Source organism: Agrobacterium vitis, assembly GCF_014926405.1.
GTDB lineage: Bacteria > Pseudomonadota > Alphaproteobacteria > Rhizobiales > Rhizobiaceae > Allorhizobium > Allorhizobium vitis_H.
The window spans coordinates 1,136,346-1,154,270 of record NZ_JACXXJ020000005.1; the positions used below are offsets into that span (position 1 = coordinate 1,136,346).

Genomic DNA, 17,925 nt, shown 5'->3' on the forward strand with positions numbered 1-17,925 from the left:
CATGACGGTTTTTTTCATTGGTGCCGGTCCCGGCGCGCCAGATCTGATCACCGTGCGGGGCTTGAGGCTGATTGAGCGCTGCCCGGTCTGCCTCTATGCCGGATCGCTGGTGCCGGAGGAAATCGTCAAGGCCGCGCCTGATGATGCGCTGGTCAAGGACACAGCGCCCATGCATCTGGACGAGATTATCACCGAGATCCAGGCGGCCCATGCCCGAGGTCAGGATGTGGCGCGGGTGCATTCCGGCGATCCGGCCATCTATGGGGCGATTGCCGAACAGATGCGCAGGCTGGACGCGCTGGATATTCCCTATGACGTGGTGCCGGGCGTACCCGCCTTCGCGGCGGCTGCCGCACGGCTGAAAACCGAGCTAACCCTTCCTGAAGTGGCTCAGACGGTCATCATTACCCGCACGGAAATGAAGGCATCATTGATGCCGGAATTCGAGACGCTTGAAATCCTCGGCAAATCCCGCGCCACGCTGGCCATTCATCTGTCGATCCGCAATCTCAACCATATCCGCGAGACGCTCACGCCTTATTATGGCGAAGACTGCCCGGTGGTGATTGCTTACCGTGCCACATGGCCGGACGAATTGTTCATCCGCACCACGCTGAAGGACATGGCGGAGGAGGTGCGCAAGGCGAAGATTACCCGAACGGCGCTGGTCATGGTCGGCAAAGTGTTCGGCGATGTCGCCTTCCGCGATAGCGATCTCTACAATTCTGATTTTTCCCATGTGCTACGCAATGTGGGCAAGAAGGGTGTAACCAAGAAAAACCAGGCCGTCTGACGGCAACAGTGGTTGCGGGATGGCGCAAGGCCGCTATTCTTCCGTCAAACATATGAAGGACAAGTGCCATGCATAAGGTGATTTTCGATACGGACCCCGGCGTTGACGATGCCATGGCACTGCTGTTTCTGCATCACCATGCGGATATCGATCTGCTGGGCATTACCACGGTGTTTGGCAATGCCACTATTGAGACCACGACGCGCAATGCGCTCTATCTGAAGCAGGAATGGAATATCGAGGCGCCGGTTGCCAGGGGTGCTGGCGAAACCTTCATTCCGCATCGTGTTACCCATGAGCCGCCGAAATTCATTCACGGCGATGACGGACTTGGCAATATCGGCGTGCCGGATGCCGTGGACGTGCCGCTTGATCCGCGCCCGGCGCATCGCTTTATCGTCGAGACCATCCGCGCCAATCCAGGCGAAGTGCGGATCGTCGCGGTTGGGCGAATGACCAACCTTGCCAATGCCTTGAAGGAAGATCCTGAGATCGTTTCTCTGGTCAAGGACGTGGTCATCATGGGCGGTGCCTTCGATGTCAACGGCAATGTGACGCCCGCCGCCGAGGCCAATATCCACGGCGACCCGGAAGCGGCCGATATCGTCTTCACCGCCGGCTGGCCGGTGGTTGTGGTTGGTTTGGATGTCACGACGAAAACCGTGATGACCCGCCAGGCGCTGTCCGACATCCGCGATGCGGCTGGCATGCGGGCGCAATTGCTGTTCGACCTGTCGCAGTTCTACATCAAGTTCTACGAGAGCCGGGTGCCTGATGGCATGGTGGTCCATGACAGCTGCGCCTGCGCCTATGTGGTGGCACCGGAGCTGTTCACCACCCGCAGCGGTTCGATCCGCGTGGTGTGCGGCGGCATTGCCGATGGCCAGACCATCCAGAAGCCTGACAGCATGGGCTTCGGCCCCAGCGATTGGGACGACCTGCCAAGCCAGACGATCTGCGCCGATATCGAGGCCGTTGCCGTGCTGAAGCTGATCCACGACACGATCGTGTCAGTCCAGGAAGCGTGACTTCGTCCGCTGCATTCCTTGACCGATGAAGAGTAGACAATAAATCAATATATTCATGGTTTATTAGCCAGGAAACCGGAACGCTTGGCTAATCGGAAAATTGGCACCACTGAATTGGCTGGTGTCTGCGTTGTGTCCGATGAGTGAGCATGTTGCAATAATGTCTGGTGTAATTTCTTATCCAAAGCCTGAGTCATAATTTCTTAAACCGGTTGCAGTTTAAGGAGAACATTATGCAGAAAATATAAAGTGTTACAGCGTCCTTTGTGCGGTTTTCCAAAACGCAGGGCGCTGTGGCGCGGCGTACGGACAGAAATGATCAATAGGTTTTTATCTCAATCTATGCTTTCATTAGAATGTAATGTTAGGGGTCGGATTGAATGTCTTTCGTTTGGAATGCTCCAGTGGCTTCACGAATGGATCTGCCCAAGGGTCGGGTGACCATTTCGCAGGGACAATTTGCCGTCAGCGACGATCCCGATACGGTGATGACGACGGTGCTTGGCTCCTGTGTCGCTGCCTGTATTCGCGATCCCGTGCTGGGTCTCGGCGGTATGAATCATTTCGTCTTGCCGGGTCCGGTTGCCAAGGGCATGAGCAAAAGCGAGGCGGCGCGATATGGCTGCCAGTTGATGGAGCTTCTTGTTGACGGGTTGCTGGCGCGTGGCGCAAATGTCTGGCGGTTGGAGGCAAAGATTTTCGGTGGCGCCAGTCCCGGCAACTCCTTCTATAATGTGGGGGCGCGCAATTTTGATTTCGCGCGGCAGTTTCTGGCAACGAACGGTATTGCGGTCATTGAGGAAAATGTCGGCGGCCCTTATGGCTGCAAGCTCGAATATTGGCCCTATTCGGGCAAGACAAATTGTGTGCCGCTCAGCGGACGTATGGGTGTGAAGCCCAAGGTCACGGCAATTCGGTCGCCAGCTCAGAAGGTGTGAGGATATCGCCTTCACCGTGGCGAAACAAAATCAATATCAATGTGACAACGCAATAGGTCGTCAAGTGATCGGGCGGGCGATCATCACCACGGGCAATCCCAATTTTCGGGCCGCGATAATCTTGCCATAGCTTGCCTCGCCGCCTGAATTGCGGGTCACGAGATGGGTGATGGCATGGCCTTCCAGCAGGGCTTTTTCTGCTTCCCAATCCGCCGCCGCTTTGCCAAGAACGATGTCAGCATGGGTAAAGGGCAGCGGCGTTGAAGGCGCATCCACCATGCGGATCACAAAGTGGCAATCCGTTCGCCGCACAAATATGTCGATATATTGCCGCCCCAGCGCCAGGAAGACCCTGGCTCCCTCCGGCAACGTATGGGCCGCCGCTTCCAGTGTCTCGACCATGATCCAGCGGTCGCCGGGTTGCTCCAGCCATTGCGGGCGCAGATGGACGATGAGCGGTATGTCCGCCTTTTGGCAGGCTTCGACGGCATTGGCGGAAATTTGCCGGGCAAAGGGATGGGTGGCGTCGATCACCCTGGTAATGCCTTCAGTGCTTAGATAGGCCGCCAGCCCATTGACACCGCCGAAACCACCGATGCGGACGTCTCCGGCCAGACTGGCCGGATATTCGGTGCGTCCGGCCAGCGCGGTGATGACAGTGGTTTTGCCTTGCTCCACCAGTTCTGCGGCAAGCTTTGCCGCCTCCGCTGTGCCGCCGAGAATGAGGATGCGCTCAGGAGGCGATGGCAAGGATCGCTCCTGTCCGGTCGGTGACGATCACATCGACCGCGATATCGGCACCGCGCAGGACCGAAAGAGCTGTCTGTCTTGCCCTTTGCGCAATTGGTGTCGCCATGTCCAGATTGTTTTGCCGGGTAACCTCGAGGATTTCCAAGGCGGTGTTGGCGGACCTGATCCTTTCCTTGATGTCTTGCGAGAGAGGATGATTGGACATCAATGTTTCCATGAAGGAATTGTCGATCTGACTGCGGGCGGAATGCAGATCCAGCGCGCCTTGCGCGAGCTTGCTCATCTTGGCAAATCCGCCAGCAATCGTCAGACGGGGCACGGGGTGCTGGCGTAGATATTTGAGCAGGCCGCCGGCAAAATCGCCCATGTCCAGCAGCGCTTCCTCCGGCAGGCCGTAAAGCTGCTGGGCGGCGCGTTCCGATGTCGAGCCGGTGGCACCCAGCACATGCGGAAGGCCCATGGCGCGTGCCACATCGATGCCGCGATGGATGGAGTGAATCCAGGCGGCACAGGAAAATGGATTGACGATGCCGGTCGTTCCCAGCACCGAAAGCCCGCCGATAATGCCCAGGCGCGGGTTCCAGGTCTTTTCCGCCAGGGCCTGACCGCCGGGAATGGAAATGATTATTTCCACATCGGGCGCCACTCCATGCTGTTTGGCCAGCGCCTCCACCTCGGCCACCATCATCGCGCGCGGCACGGGGTTGATGGCTGGCTCGCCAATGGCCAGCGGCAGGCCGGGCCGCGTCACCGTGCCGACGCCGTCACCCGCCACGAAGCGGATGCCAGAACCGGCGGCGATACGCCGCACAATGGCGATCACGGTCGCGCCATGGGTCACATCAGGGTCGTCGCCCGCGTCCTTGATGATTCCCGCCGAGGCCTGGCCACCCGCGATCTGTTCATAGGCAAGTGCAAAGGCTGGTTCCTGGCCGCCCGGCAGGCGGATCGACACCGGATCGGGAAATTCACCGGTCAAAAGCGCCGTCAGCGCTGCCTTGGTCGCGGCTGTCGCGCAGGCGCCCGTGGTCCAGCCCTTGCGCAGCGGTCCACTCGGCTTGCGCGGAGCGGCGGCATCGGCTGTATCGGTGGGCGGCGCGGCTTCGGTCATGGCTCTTTATAGGCAAGGCTTGCGGCGGGGGGAAGATGGGCGTGATCCTTGCCGCTCATTCGGACAAATCATCTTCATGCGGTATAATTTTCCCCGCCAACCGATTTCGGTTTGGGAAATTATGCAGTAGATCTTCTGACCATGATGCAAGATGTTTTCAAGCCTTTGCCCCTGTTGCAGCCGGGCCATGTCTGGCTGGCGGGGGCAGGGCCGGGTGATCCAGGTCTGTTGACGCTTTTGGCGGTGCGTGGCCTTTGCATGGCGGATGTGATTGTGCATGACGCGCTGGTTGATGAGGCTTGCCTTGCCTACGCCAATCCAGGCGCGGTGTTGGAATATGCTGGAAAGCGCGGCGGCAAGCCTTCGGCCCGGCAGCGTGATATTTCTCTGCGATTGGTGGAACTGGCGAAATCCGGCAAGCGGGTGCTGCGGCTGAAAGGCGGCGACCCCTTCGTGTTCGGGCGCGGCGGCGAGGAGGCGCTGACATTGGTCGAGCATGGCGTGCCGTTTCGCATCGTACCCGGCATTACCGCAGGCATTGGCGGGCTGGCCTATGCGGGCATTCCCGTCACCCACCGCGAGGTCAACCATGCTGTCACCTTCCTGACTGGTCACGATTCATCCGGCGCCATGCCTGATGGCATTGATTGGCAGGCGGTGGCCAAAGGTTCCCGGGTGATTGTCATGTATATGGCGATGAAGCATATGGGCCATATCGCCGCGCAATTGATGGCGGCAGGACGCCAGCCTGAAGAGCCGCTGGCCTTTGTCTGCGACGCGGCAACGGACCGGCAAAGAGTGCTGGAAACCACGCTGGGTGAGGCCGATGTCGCCATGCAGGCCGCAGGTATCCAGCCACCCGCCATCGTGGTGTTGGGCGATGTGGTGCGGCTTCGTCCTTCGCTGGACTGGCTGGGGGCCTTGTCGGGCCGGGGTTTGCAACCGGACCCCTTTGCCAATCGAAGCCTAAAGGATACGGCATGAGTGGCCTTCTGATTGCCGCGCCTGCCTCCGGGTCAGGCAAGACCACCGTCACGCTTGGGCTATTGCGCGCCTTGAGCGAGGCCGGTCATAAGCTGGCGCCGGGCAAGGCCGGGCCGGATTATATCGATCCGGCCTTTCATGCAGCGGCAAGCGGTGAGACCTGCCTGAATTTCGACCCCTGGGCGATGCGCCCGGAATTGATCGCCGCCAATGCCGCCCTGCACCGCCAGGGTGGGCGGACCCTGGTGGTCGAGGCGATGATGGGGCTTTACGACGGGGCGGCGGATGGCAGCGGTTCGGCGGCGGATCTCGCCCTGATGCTCGGCCTGTCGGTGGTGTTGGTGGTCGATTGCGCCCGCACCTCGCATTCCGTTGCCGCCCTGGTAAAGGGCTTTGCCGATTTCAGGCCTGGTCTGCTGATGGTCGGCGTTATCATCAACCGGGTCGCCAGCGACCGGCATGAGGCGATGCTGCGCCAGGCGCTGGAGACAATCCGCATGCCGGTGCTGGGCGTGATCCGCAGCGATACGGGGCTTGCCCTGCCAGAGCGGCATTTGGGATTGGTGCAGGCGGCGGAGCAGGCCGATCTTGAAGGCTTTATCACCCATGCCGCGCAGGTCGTGGCAAAAGGCTGTGATCTCGACGCCATTATCAGGGCTGCCGCTCGCTGCCCTGATCCAGTCTCGGAGGCCAATATTGCCCGGCTTGCGCCGCTAGGGCATCACATCGCCGTGGCGCGGGACGAGGCGTTTGCCTTTTGCTATGAGCATATGCTGCTGGGCTGGCGGCGACGCGGCGCGCAGATCAGCTTCTTTTCGCCCCTGCAGGATGAGGCTCCGGCAGGTGATGCCGATGCGGTCTATCTGCCCGGCGGATATCCCGAACTTCATGCCGGAAGGATTGCCAATGCCCACCGGTTCCGGGCGGGAATGCTGGCGGCGGCGGCAAGGCCGGTGAAAATTTACGGGGAATGCGGTGGCTATATGGTGCTGGGTGAAGGGTTGACCGATGCGGATGGAACGGACCATGCGATGCTGGGACTTTTACCGCTGAAAACCAGCTTTGCGACGCGAAAGCGCCATTTGGGTTACCGGCTTTTGCGGCCATTGGCTGGAGATTTCTTTGCCCATGTCATGACCGGCCACGAGTTTCATTATTCGACCGTGATCGAGGAAGGCGAGGGCGACCGGCTGTTTGCCACTGAGGATGCCCTGGGCGTGTCGCTTGGGCAGGTCGGCTTGCGGCGTGCCAATGTGGCTGGCTCCTATATGCATCTGATCGACCGTGCGAGCGAGAACAGGTCATGACATTGCAACCCGGCCAGACCATTGCCCATGGCGGCGGCCTTGCTGCGGCAGCGCACCTTTATGGCGGAAACATTGAGGACTGGCTGGACCTGTCCACCGGGATCAATCCCTGTCCACCGGATCTGCCCGCCATCGATGCCCGCGCCTGGCATCGCCTGCCGGACCGCGAGCGTGAGGATGCAGCCCGGCTTGCGGCACGGGATTTTTATGGCAGCGGGACCGTTCTGCCTCTGCCGGTTCCCGGCACGCAATCGGTCATCCAGCTTTTGCCGAAGTTAATGGATGCGGGCCGGCGCGCCGCTATTCTCAGCCCCACCTACGGCGAATATGCCCGCAGCCTCACGCTGGCTGGTATTGCTGTCGATGCGGTGGACGGGCTTGAGGCCATCACGTCAGTCCATGGGCTGGCGGTGGTGGTCAATCCCAACAATCCGACCGGGCGGCAGATTGCGCGGGCAGACCTGGTCGCCGCTGCGCAGCGCATGGCGGTCCATGGCGGTCTTTTGCTGGTGGACGAAGCCTTCGCCGATGCGCAGCCGGAGCAATCTCTGGCACCGTTTGTGGTGGATCATCCCAATCTCGTGCTGTTTCGCTCCTTCGGCAAATTCTTCGGCATGGCAGGCTTGAGGTTGGGCTTTGTGATTGCCGATCAGGCGCTGTTGGACCGCTTTGCCTGTTGGCTTGGCCCCTGGGCGGTGTCCGGCCCAGCCCTGTCGGTGGCAACGCAATTGTTCAGTGCCGACCACCATGCGCTTCGCACCAGGATCTTTGCCCGCAAGGCGGCGCTTGATGCGGTTTTGGCGCAGGTAGGTTTGAAGGTTATCGGTGGCACGCCGCTGTTTTCACTGGTGGAGCATACGGATGCGACGAAGATCCACGCCCATCTGGCACGCGCGCATATCCTGACGCGGATTTTTGATTATGCGCCGGGCTGGTTGCGGATCGGTCTGACGCCCAACGAAGAGGCCGATGCCCGACTTCTGGCTGCCTTGCAGGACTTCCGGTCATGATGGAAACGCATCTGGTTATCTTAGCTCTGGCGCTGGTGCTTGACCGCGTGGTTGGCGACCCGCCCTGGTTATGGTCGCGCCTGCCGCATCCGGTCGTGGTGTTTGGCACATGTATTTCGGCCTTCGACCGGCTGCTGAACCGGCCTGTTCTGGCCGATCCGTTGCGCAAGGCGGGCGGGGTGCTGACGATTGTGCTTCTGCTGATCGCAAGCCTTGGCGTTGGATATGGTCTGCATCGTCTGTTTGCGGCGCTTGGATTTCTCGGGGTGCTGCTGGAAATTGCCGTCACGGCGGCGTTTCTGGCGCAGAAAAGTCTGCTGGACCATGTGAAAGCCGTCGCCGACGGCTTGTTGCATGACGGGCTTGCCGGTGGTCGCCGGGCCGTGTCGATGATTGTCGGGCGCGATCCCGATGTGCTCGATGAGGCCGGTGTGGCACGCGCCGCGCTGGAAAGCCTGTCGGAAAACTTTGCCGATGGGGTGGTGGCTCCTGCCCTCTGGTATGGCCTGCTCGGCCTGCCGGGCCTGCTTGCCTATAAAATGCTGAACACTGCCGATTCGATGATTGGTCACAAATCCGAACGCTATGTGCAATTCGGCTGGGCTTCTGCTCGGCTGGATGATTTGGCCAATTGGCCTGCTGCCCGGCTGGCGGGATTGTTGACTGTGTGTTCCGTCTGGTTGGACAATGGCGCTCTGGCAGCCCGGCGATGCTTTTTCGTCATGATGGCTGACCATGGCCTGCATCGCTCGCCAAATTCCGGCTGGCCGGAGGCGGCTGCGGCAGGTGCGCTGGATGTGGCGCTGGCGGGACCGCGAATTTATGCAGGAGAAACAGTGCGCGAGCCGATGATGAACGCTGCTGGTCGGCGCGCCATCGGCGGTGCCGATATCAGGCTTGGCCTGCGGTTGATCGATGGCGTCTGGCGTCTAGGTCTGGGTCTCCTGATGGTTTTGACGGTCCTTTGATCGGGTAACAGTTACTTTTTTCACCCTATCAGCACGGAATCTGCCTTCTTTTCGGGCCGGTTACGGATCGCTATCTGTTCGGCGCCGGGCGAATTGCCCGGAATGAGGTTCAGATAGGCCGAAACCGCAGAGCTGTTTCGGCTTCCAGCATGCATAAAGGGGCAGTTGATGACGAAGGTTGCTGTTGTTTTTCACTCGGGCTATGGCCACACCAAACGGGTTGCGGACTATGTTGCCAAGGGCGCTAGCGCCGAACTGATCGAAATCGATAGTGAGGGCAATGTTTCGGAAGCCGGCTGGGACAGCCTGTCTGCCGCCGACGCCATCATTTTCGGGTCGCCGACCTACATGGGCAACGTGACCTGGCAGTTCAAGAAATTCGCAGAGGCGTCGTCGAAGATCTGGTTCACACGTGGCTGGCATAACAAGATTTTCGGTGGTTTCGTCAACAGCGCCAGCTTTAACGGCGACAAGGCGGTCGCGCTGATTTCCTTGCAGACTTTGGCATCTCAACACGGCGGTATTTGGGTTAGCCTCGGTCTTTTGCCGAGCAATAGCAAGGCTGCGCAGCGCACCGACATCAACAATCTCGGTGGTTCGGTCGGGCTTCTGGTCCAGTCGCCCTCCGATGCTAGCGTCGATGAGATTCCCCAGGGCGACCTCGATACCGCTCTCGCTTATGGCGAACGTGTTGCAGACATCGCTGGTCGGTTGAAGTAATCGGCTCTTCCCAAGCGCCGTGCGCCATTGATGTGCACGGCGCTTGTCTTGTCGATTTCGCACATCATCCTGCATGCGCCTGCCGTTTTTTGTGGCATGTATCGCTTCTGTCATGCAGTTATGGTGAAGCTCTTCATTGGCGGTGAGGGATTCGTCTCTTCGCCGCCACGAAAGCGACAGGAACGGGAGCGCGAGCATGAGTGACATCGAAGAGCAAGTGCGCGCGCGCCATTCCCGTGACGAGGAAAAGGCCGATATCTACGACGAGGACGGCTCGATCCGCAGTGATTTCCGCGCGCTTGTTGGCGCCGCTATCGCCGATCGTGATGTGCTGTTCCTGCGCAAAGAAGTCGCGCATCTGCACGAATCGGAAATGGGCGACCTGATCGAGGCGATCCAGCCGGATCAGCGACTAGCGCTGATTACCCTTCTGGGTGACGATTTCGACATGACGGCGCTGACCGAGGTGGATGACGCCATCCGCCTGCAGATCGTCGACCAGATGCCGAACGAGCAGATCGCTGCTGCCATCGGCGATCTCGATTCGGACGATGCCGTCTACATTCTCGAAGACCTCGACGAGGAAGACCGCGACGAAATCCTCGCGCAATTGCCGTTTACCGAGCGGGTGCGGCTGCGCCGCGCCCTGGATTACCCGGAAAGCTCCGCCGGACGGCGTATGCAGTCGGAATTCGTGGCCGTTCCGCCCTTCTGGGCGGTGGGCCAGACCATCGATTATATGCGCGAAGAAGAAGGTCTGCCCGAGAGCTTCACTCAGATCTTCGTCATCGATCCTACCTTCAAGCTGCTGGGCGTGGTCGATCTCGACCGTATCCTGCGCACCAAGCGGCAGGTGAAGATCGAAACCATCATGCGCGAGACCAACCATCCGATCCCGGCCGAAATGGACCAGGAAGAGGCGGCGCAACTGTTCGAGCAATACGACCTTCTCTCCGCCGCCGTGGTCGATGAAGGTGGGCGCCTGGTGGGCGTGCTGACCATCGATGACGTGGTTGACGTGATCCAGGAAGAGGCCGAGGAAGACCTGATGCGCCTGGGCGGCGTCGGCGATGAAGAATTGTCGGACAGCATTCCCGAGACATCCCGCTCGCGCGTGCCGTGGTTGCTGGTCAACTTGCTGACTGCTTTTCTGGCCGCTTCGGTGATTTCGCTGTTTGAGGCAACCATTGAGCAGATCGTCGCGCTGGCGGTGCTGATGCCGATCGTGGCGGGCATGGGCGGCAATGCCGGATCGCAGACCATGACCGTGACGGTCCGGGCGCTCGCCACCCGCAATCTCGACATTCACAATGCCTGGCGGGTGGTGAGACGCGAAGCGGGCGTCGGGTTGTTGAACGGAGTGATCTTCGGCATCTTGATCGGCGTTATTGCCGGGTTCTGGTTCCATGACCCCAATATTGGCGGCATCATTGCTTCGGCAATGCTGATCAATATGATGGCCGCGGCCATTGCTGGCATTCTCATTCCGTTATTGCTGGACAAGATCGGTGCCGACCCCGCGGTTTCCTCGGCGGTTTTCGTGACCACCGTCACCGATATTACCGGGTTCTTTTCGTTTCTCGGGCTGGCCACCTGGTGGTTTGCGATCTAGGCCTTTGAACATCCCATCTGCAATTGGAAAAATCTGTAAAAGCAGCGAGATGTTCCCCGCTTGAGGCAGCGAGGTGAACAAAAATTGACTTTTACGTCAAAGTTAATATGATTATCGACTTGAGCGATACGGAACACCATGGCCTTGAAAAAATCTTACAGCATCACCGAGTTGACCCGCGAATTCGGCGTTTCGACCCGCACACTTCGTTTCTACGAGGATGAGGGGTTGATCCAGCCGGAACGCAAGGGCCGTACCCGTGTCTACCGGGGTGCCGACCGCCATCTTCTCAAAGAAATTCTGCGCGCTCGTCGCATCGGCTTTACGGTAGCAGATATCCGCGAAATCATCCATGTCTATAAGCAGCCACCGGGCGAGGTCGGGCAATTGAAGCTGATGATGAAGCGTATCGATGAAAAGCGTGATGATTTGCGCCAGAAACGCAAGGATATCGAGGAGACCCTGGCCGAGCTGGATCAGGCCGAAGAGGCCTGCCTGACCCGTCTGGTGGAAATTGGTGTCGGTTCATAGAGCGAGCCGACACCCTATTGCATAATTCTATAAACCGAAATCGGTTTGAAGATAAAATTATGCAACAGATACAGAGAGCTACAGCACTGCGCGCCCTATGGGCGCACAGTGCTGTCATCGGTTGACTTCATCGCTTCCGGTATTCCGTCAAAGCCAGCGGCGTGTGTGCTGGCAGTAGCGTTCGAAATCGACGCCGAACCGCACCAATAGATGCATTTCCTCACAGCGGATAGCGATCATCGTGGTTAGCATGGCGGTGAGGGGCGCTGCCAGGATAAGCCAGACATTGCCAAAAATCATTCCCGCCGCGATCATCAGCAGCGTATAGCCGAGATAGATCGGGTTGCGGGAATAGCGGTAAGGTCCCTCTGTCACCAGCCGCCGGGCGCGCTGGTGCTGGCTGAGGGGTGTATAGTTGGACATCAGGGTCTTGATGGCCCAGAAATCGATGGCGATTGCACCGGTGGCGATCATCGCGCCGGTCATCCACATCACGGGCTCCTGCTCCTCGAAAGGGCTGACAGGGGCAATATAGGCGTTGAGAAAAAAAGCAAGGACACAGGCGCCGACATAAAGAAGCGGCGGCCATGGGTATTTTAGCGGCTTCATGCGATAGGCGTTCATGTTAGGACCCTTTATTGGCTGGCGATCGTGCATTCCCGCGCCAGTTTCAGGACCCTTTCATCTTGCGCCGCTATGATTGCCCCAGACTGGAGCGGTTCTAGTATATTTCCGGTCTGCAACTTCTCCAGCGTGCAGCCGCAGAACCGTTGGCAAAAGCCAGCGTCGTTATTGCCTGCCGTGCAGGATTGCTGGCAACTGCGGTCATAGGCTGCCGCTCTGTCGGGTGGCGGCGGGGCGACGACCAGCGTCGCCAGATAGACGAGAGCGATCAGTACCGGCTGATGCACCAGGTAGAAGACCAGGCTATGACGGCCCGCAAGCGAGAGCAATTTGGGGCCGGACGGCCAGGCTGCCAGCTTTTGCCACAGGCCGAACCGCAGGGCGAGGCGGGCGCTGGCAATGCCAAGCAACACCGCGGCAAACCATGGAAACACCGGTACATAGTCATTTGAGCGCGGGATGGTCTCGGATAGGCCAAGCCACCAGAAATAGGGCGCGTCGAACACAGCCGAGCGCGCATAGAATGGCAGGATCAGCGTGGCAATTGCCGCGCCCAGCGTGACGACCACCGGCAGGCGAATGAAGGCCAGGCCGAGCAGGCTCATCAGCGCGATGGCATGCAGAATGCCGAAAAAGATCCAGCCTGCCCCCATGGCCAGATAGGTGGCAACGGATATGGCAAAGGCACTTGCGGCGATCTGCGCCAGCCGCTTGCCGAACGGTTTCCAGCGAATACCATTTCGATGCGCCAGCACCAGGCCGATGCCGACAAGGAACAGAAAGGTCGAGGCGATGCAGCGGGCATAGATCTTCAGAACGCCGGTTTCCGCCGTACCCGATGGCAGATAGCCGAAGAATTCCAGATCCCAGCTGAAGTGATAGGAAGCCATAGCCAGCAGCGCGAGCCCGCGCAGTGCATCGAGCAAGCCGATGCGGGGGGTGGATTTGGCGGGAAGGGGAGATTCGGTTGGAAAAGCCACGCGATGTCCTGAAACAGCTATCTACAGCGACCGGACATGCTGGGATGGCAAGTGGTCACCGGGGCAGATCATGCCCTTGGTTCGAGTTATGCCAAGGTCATTTTAATGACACCTGGCATCACGGTTCTTTACGACATTCCAGATGAGCTGTCGCCATCGGTTCCATGATGGGGGCTGGTTTGAAGGCTTGCTGTCATGTGTCCTGGCGCGGAGAGCGGATTTTTCAGCATGGCGGCGAGCCGGGCATTGGAGAAAAACTGGCGGTGCACCAGCACGAAGAAAATCAGCACTGTCGTTGCCATGAACATATAGGCGTTCAGGAACCAGCCGAGATAGCCCATGGACATAAAAATCGCCCGCAGGCCTGAATTGAAATTCTGCGCGGCGATGACATTCATGGCAATCACGGTTTCGGCCGCGTCTTCGGCTGCGGCCGGGTCCTGGCGAACCTCCGCATGCATGGGCAGGCCGCCAAACAGAATGGTGCAATAGTTGAACAGGCGATAGGACCAGCCGAATTTGAAGAAAGAATAGCCGAAAATCGCAATCAGCCCGCAGACTTTCAATTCAAATGCGGCCCGCCCGCCCGCGCCGAATAAAGGCAGGTCCCGCAACACCAGATCGACCTTTTCGGTGGCGCCCAGCATCGCAAAACAGCCGCCGATGGCGATGATCGAGGTCGAGGCAAAGAAGGCGGTACCGTTTTGCAAGCCGGCGAGAATCTGCGTGTCGATCATCCGCAGGTCGCGCTTCAGCGCATTGAAGATCCAGGCGCGGCGGCGCTCCGCCATGATCCGGCTGAGGCTGAGGCGGGATTTGATCAGACGGCCATTGGTTAAAAAAGCCAGACCGAACCAGCCGCAAAAAAACAGCAGCAGAGCAAGCCAATCCAGAAGGGTCATGTCCGACATTGTCTTTCAAATTTTGCGATAGCGACAGGGATGATGGTTGCGAATCTGCATTTTTCATCGTGTTTTATCATGCTGGGCTGATTTTATCATGATAGGCCGAGGCCAATTCACAAAGCGACAATATCAATTGTCACTGTCGATGATGGAGATGAAGCGCTCATGCCAAGGTGCTTGCGGTATCGTTTAAGAAATATGCGGCTCTGACCGCTGTCAGCGATTGAGCAGGGCCGCCAAATCGTCTATCCATGATGTGCTCGGGGGCTTTCGGGGGATTGGCCTCGTGCCTGCCGCTTTGTTGCGGTAGAAAACCGCTTTACGGCGGGGGACGACAGCGCGGCTGGAGACGAGCCGCGCTGTTTTTGTTTTGCGGTTTTTGTCGCTGCGGTTTCACTCAATGTCGATCCTTCATCACGAATTTGCCGAGGATAAGGCTAGAGTTTAGGCTATTGGCTACGGCTTCACGGGTAGGGTCCTTGCATGTTTCTTTCCGTCTTCGACGTTTTCAAGATCGGCATCGGGCCATCCAGCTCGCACACGATGGGGCCGATGTCGGCAGCAGGCCGGTTTCTTGACCTGATCCTCTCCAATGACTGGCCGCGCCCGGCTGGCGCCGAGGTCGCGGCACTGAAGGTCAGCCTGCACGGTTCGCTGGCTTATACCGGTGTAGGCCATGGCACCGACCGCGCCGTTATCATCGGCCTGACCGGCGAGATGCCCGACAGGGTCGATCCCGACCGGATGGCGGAGCTTGTCGCCGAGGTGCAGCGCACCGGCAAGGTCTGTCCCGCCGGGCATCCGGCTTATCAGTTCAATCCGGCCACCGATTTGGTGCTGGACAAGAAGACGCCTCTGGCAGGTCACGCCAATGGCATGCGATTTTCCGCCTTTGACAAGCAGGGCCGTCTGCTGCTGACGACGGTCTATTATTCCATCGGTGGCGGTTTCGTGGTGACCGATATCGAGCTTGCTGCCGTTCAGAAGACGAAGAAGACAGAAACTCACGCCGTCAAAGTGCCTTATCCTTTCGCCTCCGCCCGGCAGATGCTGGCCATGGCGGCATCATCCGGGCTGACGATTGCCCAGATGAAGCGCGCCAATGAGGAGGTCTCCCTGAGCCGTCAGGCGCTGGACGAAGGCCTCGACCGGCTTTGGACGGCGATGAGCGGCTGTATTGATCGTGGTTTGCGGGGTGAGGGCGAACTGCCCGGCGGGTTGAAAGTCAAGCGCCGCGCCCGTTACATCCATGACAAGCTCCAGGAAGAATGGCGCTCCAACCGGCAAAACCCCCTGCTGGCCAATGACTGGCTCTCGGTCTATGCCATGGCTGTCAACGAAGAAAATGCCGCTGGCGGCAGGGTGGTGACGGCGCCGACCAATGGGGCAGCAGGCGTCGTGCCTGCAACGATCCGCTATTACCTGCATTTTCATCCCAATGCTGATCAGGAAGGCATACGTGACTATCTTCTGACGGCGGCGGCCATCGGCGGAATCATCAAGCATAATGCCTCGATTTCCGGCGCCGAAGTCGGTTGCCAGGGAGAGGTGGGGTCGGCAGCGGCCATGGCTGCGGCCGGATTGGCAGCGGTGATGGGCGGCAGCCCGGAGCAGATCGAAAATGCCGCCGAGATTGCGCTGGAACATCATCTCGGCATGACCTGCGATCCCGTGGGGGGGCTGGTGCAGGTTCCCTGCATCGAGCGCAATGCGCTGGGCGCCGTCAAGGCGGTGACGGCGGCCTCGCTGGCCATCAAGGGCGATGGCAGCCATTTCGTGCCGCTCGACGCCTGTATCGAGACCATGCGCCAGACCGGCAACGACATGAGTGAGAAATATAAAGAGACTTCGCTCGGTGGCCTGGCCGTCAATGTAGTGGAATGTTAGCCGAGCCGCTTGACCTGCTGCCTGAAAGGTCTATCTGCAAAACCCATGGCGCTCAATCTCATCAAACTCTGTGTCGGGGCTGATAGCATCGACGACCTTAAGCACTGGGTAGCGGAACGCGCCCTGGTGGCGATATCGGCTGGCTTGGCGCCGCAAAGTTCACATGTCACCCGGATGATGCCCAAACGGGTTGAGGAATTGCTGGACGGCGGCTCGCTCTACTGGATCATCAAGGGTCAGGTTGCAGCCCGCCAGCCTCTGCTGGATATTGTCAGCGTCACTGGTGCTGATGGAATCAACCGCTGCGAACTGGTGCTTGGCCCTGAGGTCATTGAAACCACGCCAGCGCCACGCCGCCCGTTTCAGGGCTGGCGCTATCTGGACCCGAAAGATGCCCCGCGCGATCTTTCTGCCGGCGGTGCTGGCCTGGATGACATGCCCGACGATTTGAAGCGGGAACTGGCCGAACTTGGATTGCTGTAGGCCTTATCCGAACAGCCATTGAAAACGATTCGGCGTATTCCATTTTTGAATGTCTTAAGCCATTGATGTGTTTGAGATTTCGCTGAGGCGTGGACGGTTCCCCTATTTCAAGCCTTTGTATTTTCCAGCGCGATGCACTGGCATATGGATCATTTTTTAAATGGATAATTCTTTCATCGAAATCGATTTTTTTGAAATAGATAAGGCCGTTCAATCGGTTAGGTTGCATTTCTCTGTTTTGATTGCGGTATGCTGTACGGTCCTTTCAGAATTTATATTTGAATTCACTAACGGTTAAGACGCATCAACTATGTTTCTGATCAAGGAATCCAAAGTGGCCACGTGTGGCTGGCAGAGGCACAATCGAAGGCTGGCAGGATTACGGCATAGATTGCAAGTCGGGCGGTTCACGGTGCAGAGGCTTGCATTGCACGTGATTGTCTGGATCGGCAGCGATTTAAGGACGTATATGCTAAAATACTGTCCCAAACCTATGAAAGCTGGGAGAAAATTTGATGACCACATCGCATCTGGTGCAAGCGGGCTCTCTCGAGATCATTGCTTTCCGGCTTCATGCGCAGGAATTTTGCGTTAAAACCACGTCCATTCGGGAAATTCGCGGTTGGGCCACTGTTACCCCGCTCCCCCATGCGCCTTACGAAGTGCTGGGCGTGATGAACCTGCGCGGCACTGTCATTCCGATCGTCGATCTGGCCGTCAAGCTTGGCATGGCCAATTCCGAGGTCAACCAACGCAGCGCAGTGGTCGTGGCCGATGTCAATGGCGTTACAGTTGGCCTGCTGGTGGATGGCGTTTCCGACATCCTGACCATTCCAGCCGATCGCTTGCAGCCGCTGCCGCAGGCAGCTGGGCCAAGCGCTGCCTTTTCCGACGGCATCATTGCCCAGGGCGAAAGCATGATTTGCTTCCTCAACCTTGAGCGCATGTTCGGCGTTAATGACGCAGACGACTGGGGCATGGCAGTTTAATATCGAACGTTTGATAACGTCGGTATTCGACTTCCAACCTTGATGTATTTCAACAATCACCCTGGACCGATTTCGGTCTGGGGTTTTTTGTGTGACCGGGCGGACAAGACCATTCTGCTAGAGTCTGTCAGGTTCAGATTGAACCAGACAGACTCTCGCTACTCTTGTTTTCGTTTGTCTTTTCGAGAAAACCGGGTTCCACTTTTCCTAAGGCAAACTCTAGGATGATGTTGTCGGCCAGGGTGTCGGCAACCGCCGCGATGCAATCGTTTTTTGTGTCGCATCGGATTTTCCCGAAAAGACAA

18 protein-coding genes are annotated in these 17,925 nt (G+C 58.6%); 13 read left to right on the forward strand and 5 right to left on the reverse strand.

Annotated elements, in window-relative coordinates; translation table 11 throughout:
- Position 1: 1 nt before the first annotated feature.
- The 3 genes from cobM to IEI95_RS16445 all read left to right on the forward strand — a co-directional run bounded on the left by cobM (position 2) and on the right by IEI95_RS16445 (position 2,759).
- Positions 2–793: a precorrin-4 C(11)-methyltransferase gene (cobM, locus tag IEI95_RS16435; protein ID WP_156536213.1), complete on the forward strand. Its 792-nt coding sequence runs from the start codon at positions 2–4 to the stop codon at positions 791–793.
- A gap of 68 nt (positions 794–861) precedes the next feature.
- Positions 862–1,821 (forward strand): nucleoside hydrolase, encoded by a 960-nt coding sequence (locus tag IEI95_RS16440; RefSeq protein WP_156536212.1) that lies wholly within the window; start codon positions 862–864, stop codon positions 1,819–1,821.
- Positions 1,822–2,225: 404 nt separating this feature from the next.
- Positions 2,226–2,759, forward strand: a complete 534-nt coding sequence (locus tag IEI95_RS16445; protein ID WP_187152350.1) for a chemotaxis protein CheD — start codon at positions 2,226–2,228, stop codon at positions 2,757–2,759.
- Positions 2,760–2,819: 60 nt separating this feature from the next.
- Here IEI95_RS16445 and IEI95_RS16450 read toward each other — a convergent pair whose 3' ends face one another.
- The gene (locus IEI95_RS16450; RefSeq protein WP_156536211.1) at positions 2,820–3,509 is read right to left on the reverse strand and encodes a cobalt-precorrin-6A reductase; all 690 of its coding nucleotides are present in this window, start codon (positions 3,507–3,509) and stop codon (positions 2,820–2,822) included.
- The gene (locus tag IEI95_RS16455) at positions 3,493–4,620 is read right to left on the reverse strand and encodes a cobalt-precorrin-5B (C(1))-methyltransferase (RefSeq protein ID WP_234891155.1); all 1,128 of its coding nucleotides are present in this window, start codon (positions 4,618–4,620) and stop codon (positions 3,493–3,495) included. The genes IEI95_RS16450 and IEI95_RS16455 overlap by 17 nt, the downstream gene beginning before the upstream one ends.
- A 141-nt stretch (positions 4,621–4,761) precedes the next feature.
- Here IEI95_RS16455 and cobA point away from each other — a divergent pair, with 141 nt between their 5' ends.
- From cobA to IEI95_RS16490, 7 genes are all read left to right on the forward strand, one after another.
- Positions 4,762–5,604 (forward strand): uroporphyrinogen-III C-methyltransferase, encoded by an 843-nt coding sequence (gene cobA, locus IEI95_RS16460; RefSeq protein ID WP_156536210.1) that lies wholly within the window; start codon positions 4,762–4,764, stop codon positions 5,602–5,604.
- Positions 5,601–6,911: a cobyrinic acid a,c-diamide synthase CobB gene (locus tag IEI95_RS16465; RefSeq protein WP_156536209.1), complete on the forward strand. Its 1,311-nt coding sequence runs from the start codon at positions 5,601–5,603 to the stop codon at positions 6,909–6,911. The genes cobA and IEI95_RS16465 overlap by 4 nt, the downstream gene beginning before the upstream one ends.
- A complete protein-coding gene (cobD, locus tag IEI95_RS16470) occupies positions 6,908–7,921 on the forward strand; it encodes a threonine-phosphate decarboxylase CobD (RefSeq protein ID WP_194416773.1) in 1,014 nt (337 codons plus the stop codon). The genes IEI95_RS16465 and cobD overlap by 4 nt, the downstream gene beginning before the upstream one ends.
- Positions 7,918–8,889 (forward strand): adenosylcobinamide-phosphate synthase CbiB, encoded by a 972-nt coding sequence (gene cbiB / locus IEI95_RS16475; protein WP_194416774.1) that lies wholly within the window; start codon positions 7,918–7,920, stop codon positions 8,887–8,889. The genes cobD and cbiB overlap by 4 nt, the downstream gene beginning before the upstream one ends.
- A gap of 168 nt (positions 8,890–9,057) precedes the next feature.
- Entirely contained in the window at positions 9,058–9,609 is a 552-nt protein-coding gene (locus IEI95_RS16480) for a flavodoxin family protein (protein WP_156536206.1), read from the forward strand.
- A 196-nt stretch (positions 9,610–9,805) separates the two neighbouring features.
- Positions 9,806–11,221 (forward strand): magnesium transporter, encoded by a 1,416-nt coding sequence (gene mgtE / locus IEI95_RS16485; RefSeq protein ID WP_156536205.1) that lies wholly within the window; start codon positions 9,806–9,808, stop codon positions 11,219–11,221.
- A 144-nt stretch (positions 11,222–11,365) separates the two neighbouring features.
- A complete protein-coding gene (locus tag IEI95_RS16490) occupies positions 11,366–11,752 on the forward strand; it encodes a MerR family transcriptional regulator (protein WP_060716796.1) in 387 nt (128 codons plus the stop codon).
- 147 nt (positions 11,753–11,899) lie between these two features.
- Here the strand turns inward: IEI95_RS16490 and IEI95_RS16495 are convergent, their stop codons facing one another.
- From IEI95_RS16495 to IEI95_RS16505, 3 genes are all read right to left on the reverse strand, one after another.
- Positions 11,900–12,376, reverse strand: coding sequence for a methyltransferase family protein (locus tag IEI95_RS16495; RefSeq protein ID WP_156536779.1), 477 nt, complete (start codon positions 12,374–12,376; stop codon positions 11,900–11,902).
- An 11-nt stretch (positions 12,377–12,387) separates the two neighbouring features.
- Positions 12,388–13,356, reverse strand: a complete 969-nt coding sequence (locus IEI95_RS16500) for a heparan-alpha-glucosaminide N-acetyltransferase (protein ID WP_194416775.1) — start codon at positions 13,354–13,356, stop codon at positions 12,388–12,390.
- 128 nt (positions 13,357–13,484) lie between these two features.
- Positions 13,485–14,258 (reverse strand): DUF599 domain-containing protein, encoded by a 774-nt coding sequence (locus tag IEI95_RS16505; protein WP_194416776.1) that lies wholly within the window; start codon positions 14,256–14,258, stop codon positions 13,485–13,487.
- A gap of 486 nt (positions 14,259–14,744) precedes the next feature.
- Between IEI95_RS16505 and IEI95_RS16510 the strand changes: the two genes are divergently transcribed.
- The 3 genes from IEI95_RS16510 (at position 14,745) to IEI95_RS16520 (ending at position 17,620) form a co-directional block, all read left to right on the forward strand.
- On the forward strand, positions 14,745–16,148 hold the full coding sequence (locus IEI95_RS16510; protein ID WP_194416777.1) for an L-serine ammonia-lyase: 1,404 nt from the start codon (positions 14,745–14,747) through the stop codon (positions 16,146–16,148).
- A 45-nt stretch (positions 16,149–16,193) separates the two neighbouring features.
- Positions 16,194–16,631, forward strand: coding sequence for a DUF1489 family protein (locus tag IEI95_RS16515; RefSeq protein ID WP_194416778.1), 438 nt, complete (start codon positions 16,194–16,196; stop codon positions 16,629–16,631).
- A gap of 515 nt (positions 16,632–17,146) precedes the next feature.
- Positions 17,147–17,620, forward strand: coding sequence for a chemotaxis protein CheW (locus tag IEI95_RS16520; protein WP_015916294.1), 474 nt, complete (start codon positions 17,147–17,149; stop codon positions 17,618–17,620).
- Positions 17,621–17,925 lie beyond the last annotated feature (305 nt).

What these genes read in the sequence shown, in the direction of transcription:
- IEI95_RS16455 (WP_234891155.1), bottom strand. Translation starts at nt 4,620, where the DNA reads ATGACCGAAGCCGCGCCGCCCACCGATACAGCCGATGCCGCCGCTCCG.
- IEI95_RS16510 (WP_194416777.1), top strand. Translation starts at nt 14,745, where the DNA reads ATGTTTCTTTCCGTCTTCGACGTTTTCAAGATCGGCATCGGGCCATCC.
- cobD (WP_194416773.1), top strand. Translation starts at nt 6,908, where the DNA reads ATGACATTGCAACCCGGCCAGACCATTGCCCATGGCGGCGGCCTTGCT.
- cobM (WP_156536213.1), top strand. Translation starts at nt 2, where the DNA reads ATGACGGTTTTTTTCATTGGTGCCGGTCCCGGCGCGCCAGATCTGATC.
- mgtE (WP_156536205.1), top strand. Translation starts at nt 9,806, where the DNA reads ATGAGTGACATCGAAGAGCAAGTGCGCGCGCGCCATTCCCGTGACGAG.
- IEI95_RS16465 (WP_156536209.1), top strand. Translation starts at nt 5,601, where the DNA reads ATGAGTGGCCTTCTGATTGCCGCGCCTGCCTCCGGGTCAGGCAAGACC.
- IEI95_RS16520 (WP_015916294.1), top strand. Translation starts at nt 17,147, where the DNA reads ATGACCACATCGCATCTGGTGCAAGCGGGCTCTCTCGAGATCATTGCT.
- cbiB (WP_194416774.1), top strand. Translation starts at nt 7,918, where the DNA reads ATGATGGAAACGCATCTGGTTATCTTAGCTCTGGCGCTGGTGCTTGAC.
- IEI95_RS16495 (WP_156536779.1), bottom strand. Translation starts at nt 12,376, where the DNA reads ATGAACGCCTATCGCATGAAGCCGCTAAAATACCCATGGCCGCCGCTT.
- IEI95_RS16515 (WP_194416778.1), top strand. Translation starts at nt 16,194, where the DNA reads ATGGCGCTCAATCTCATCAAACTCTGTGTCGGGGCTGATAGCATCGAC.
- cobA (WP_156536210.1), top strand. Translation starts at nt 4,762, where the DNA reads ATGATGCAAGATGTTTTCAAGCCTTTGCCCCTGTTGCAGCCGGGCCAT.
- IEI95_RS16440 (WP_156536212.1), top strand. Translation starts at nt 862, where the DNA reads ATGCATAAGGTGATTTTCGATACGGACCCCGGCGTTGACGATGCCATG.
- IEI95_RS16480 (WP_156536206.1), top strand. Translation starts at nt 9,058, where the DNA reads ATGACGAAGGTTGCTGTTGTTTTTCACTCGGGCTATGGCCACACCAAA.
- IEI95_RS16505 (WP_194416776.1), bottom strand. Translation starts at nt 14,258, where the DNA reads ATGACCCTTCTGGATTGGCTTGCTCTGCTGCTGTTTTTTTGCGGCTGG.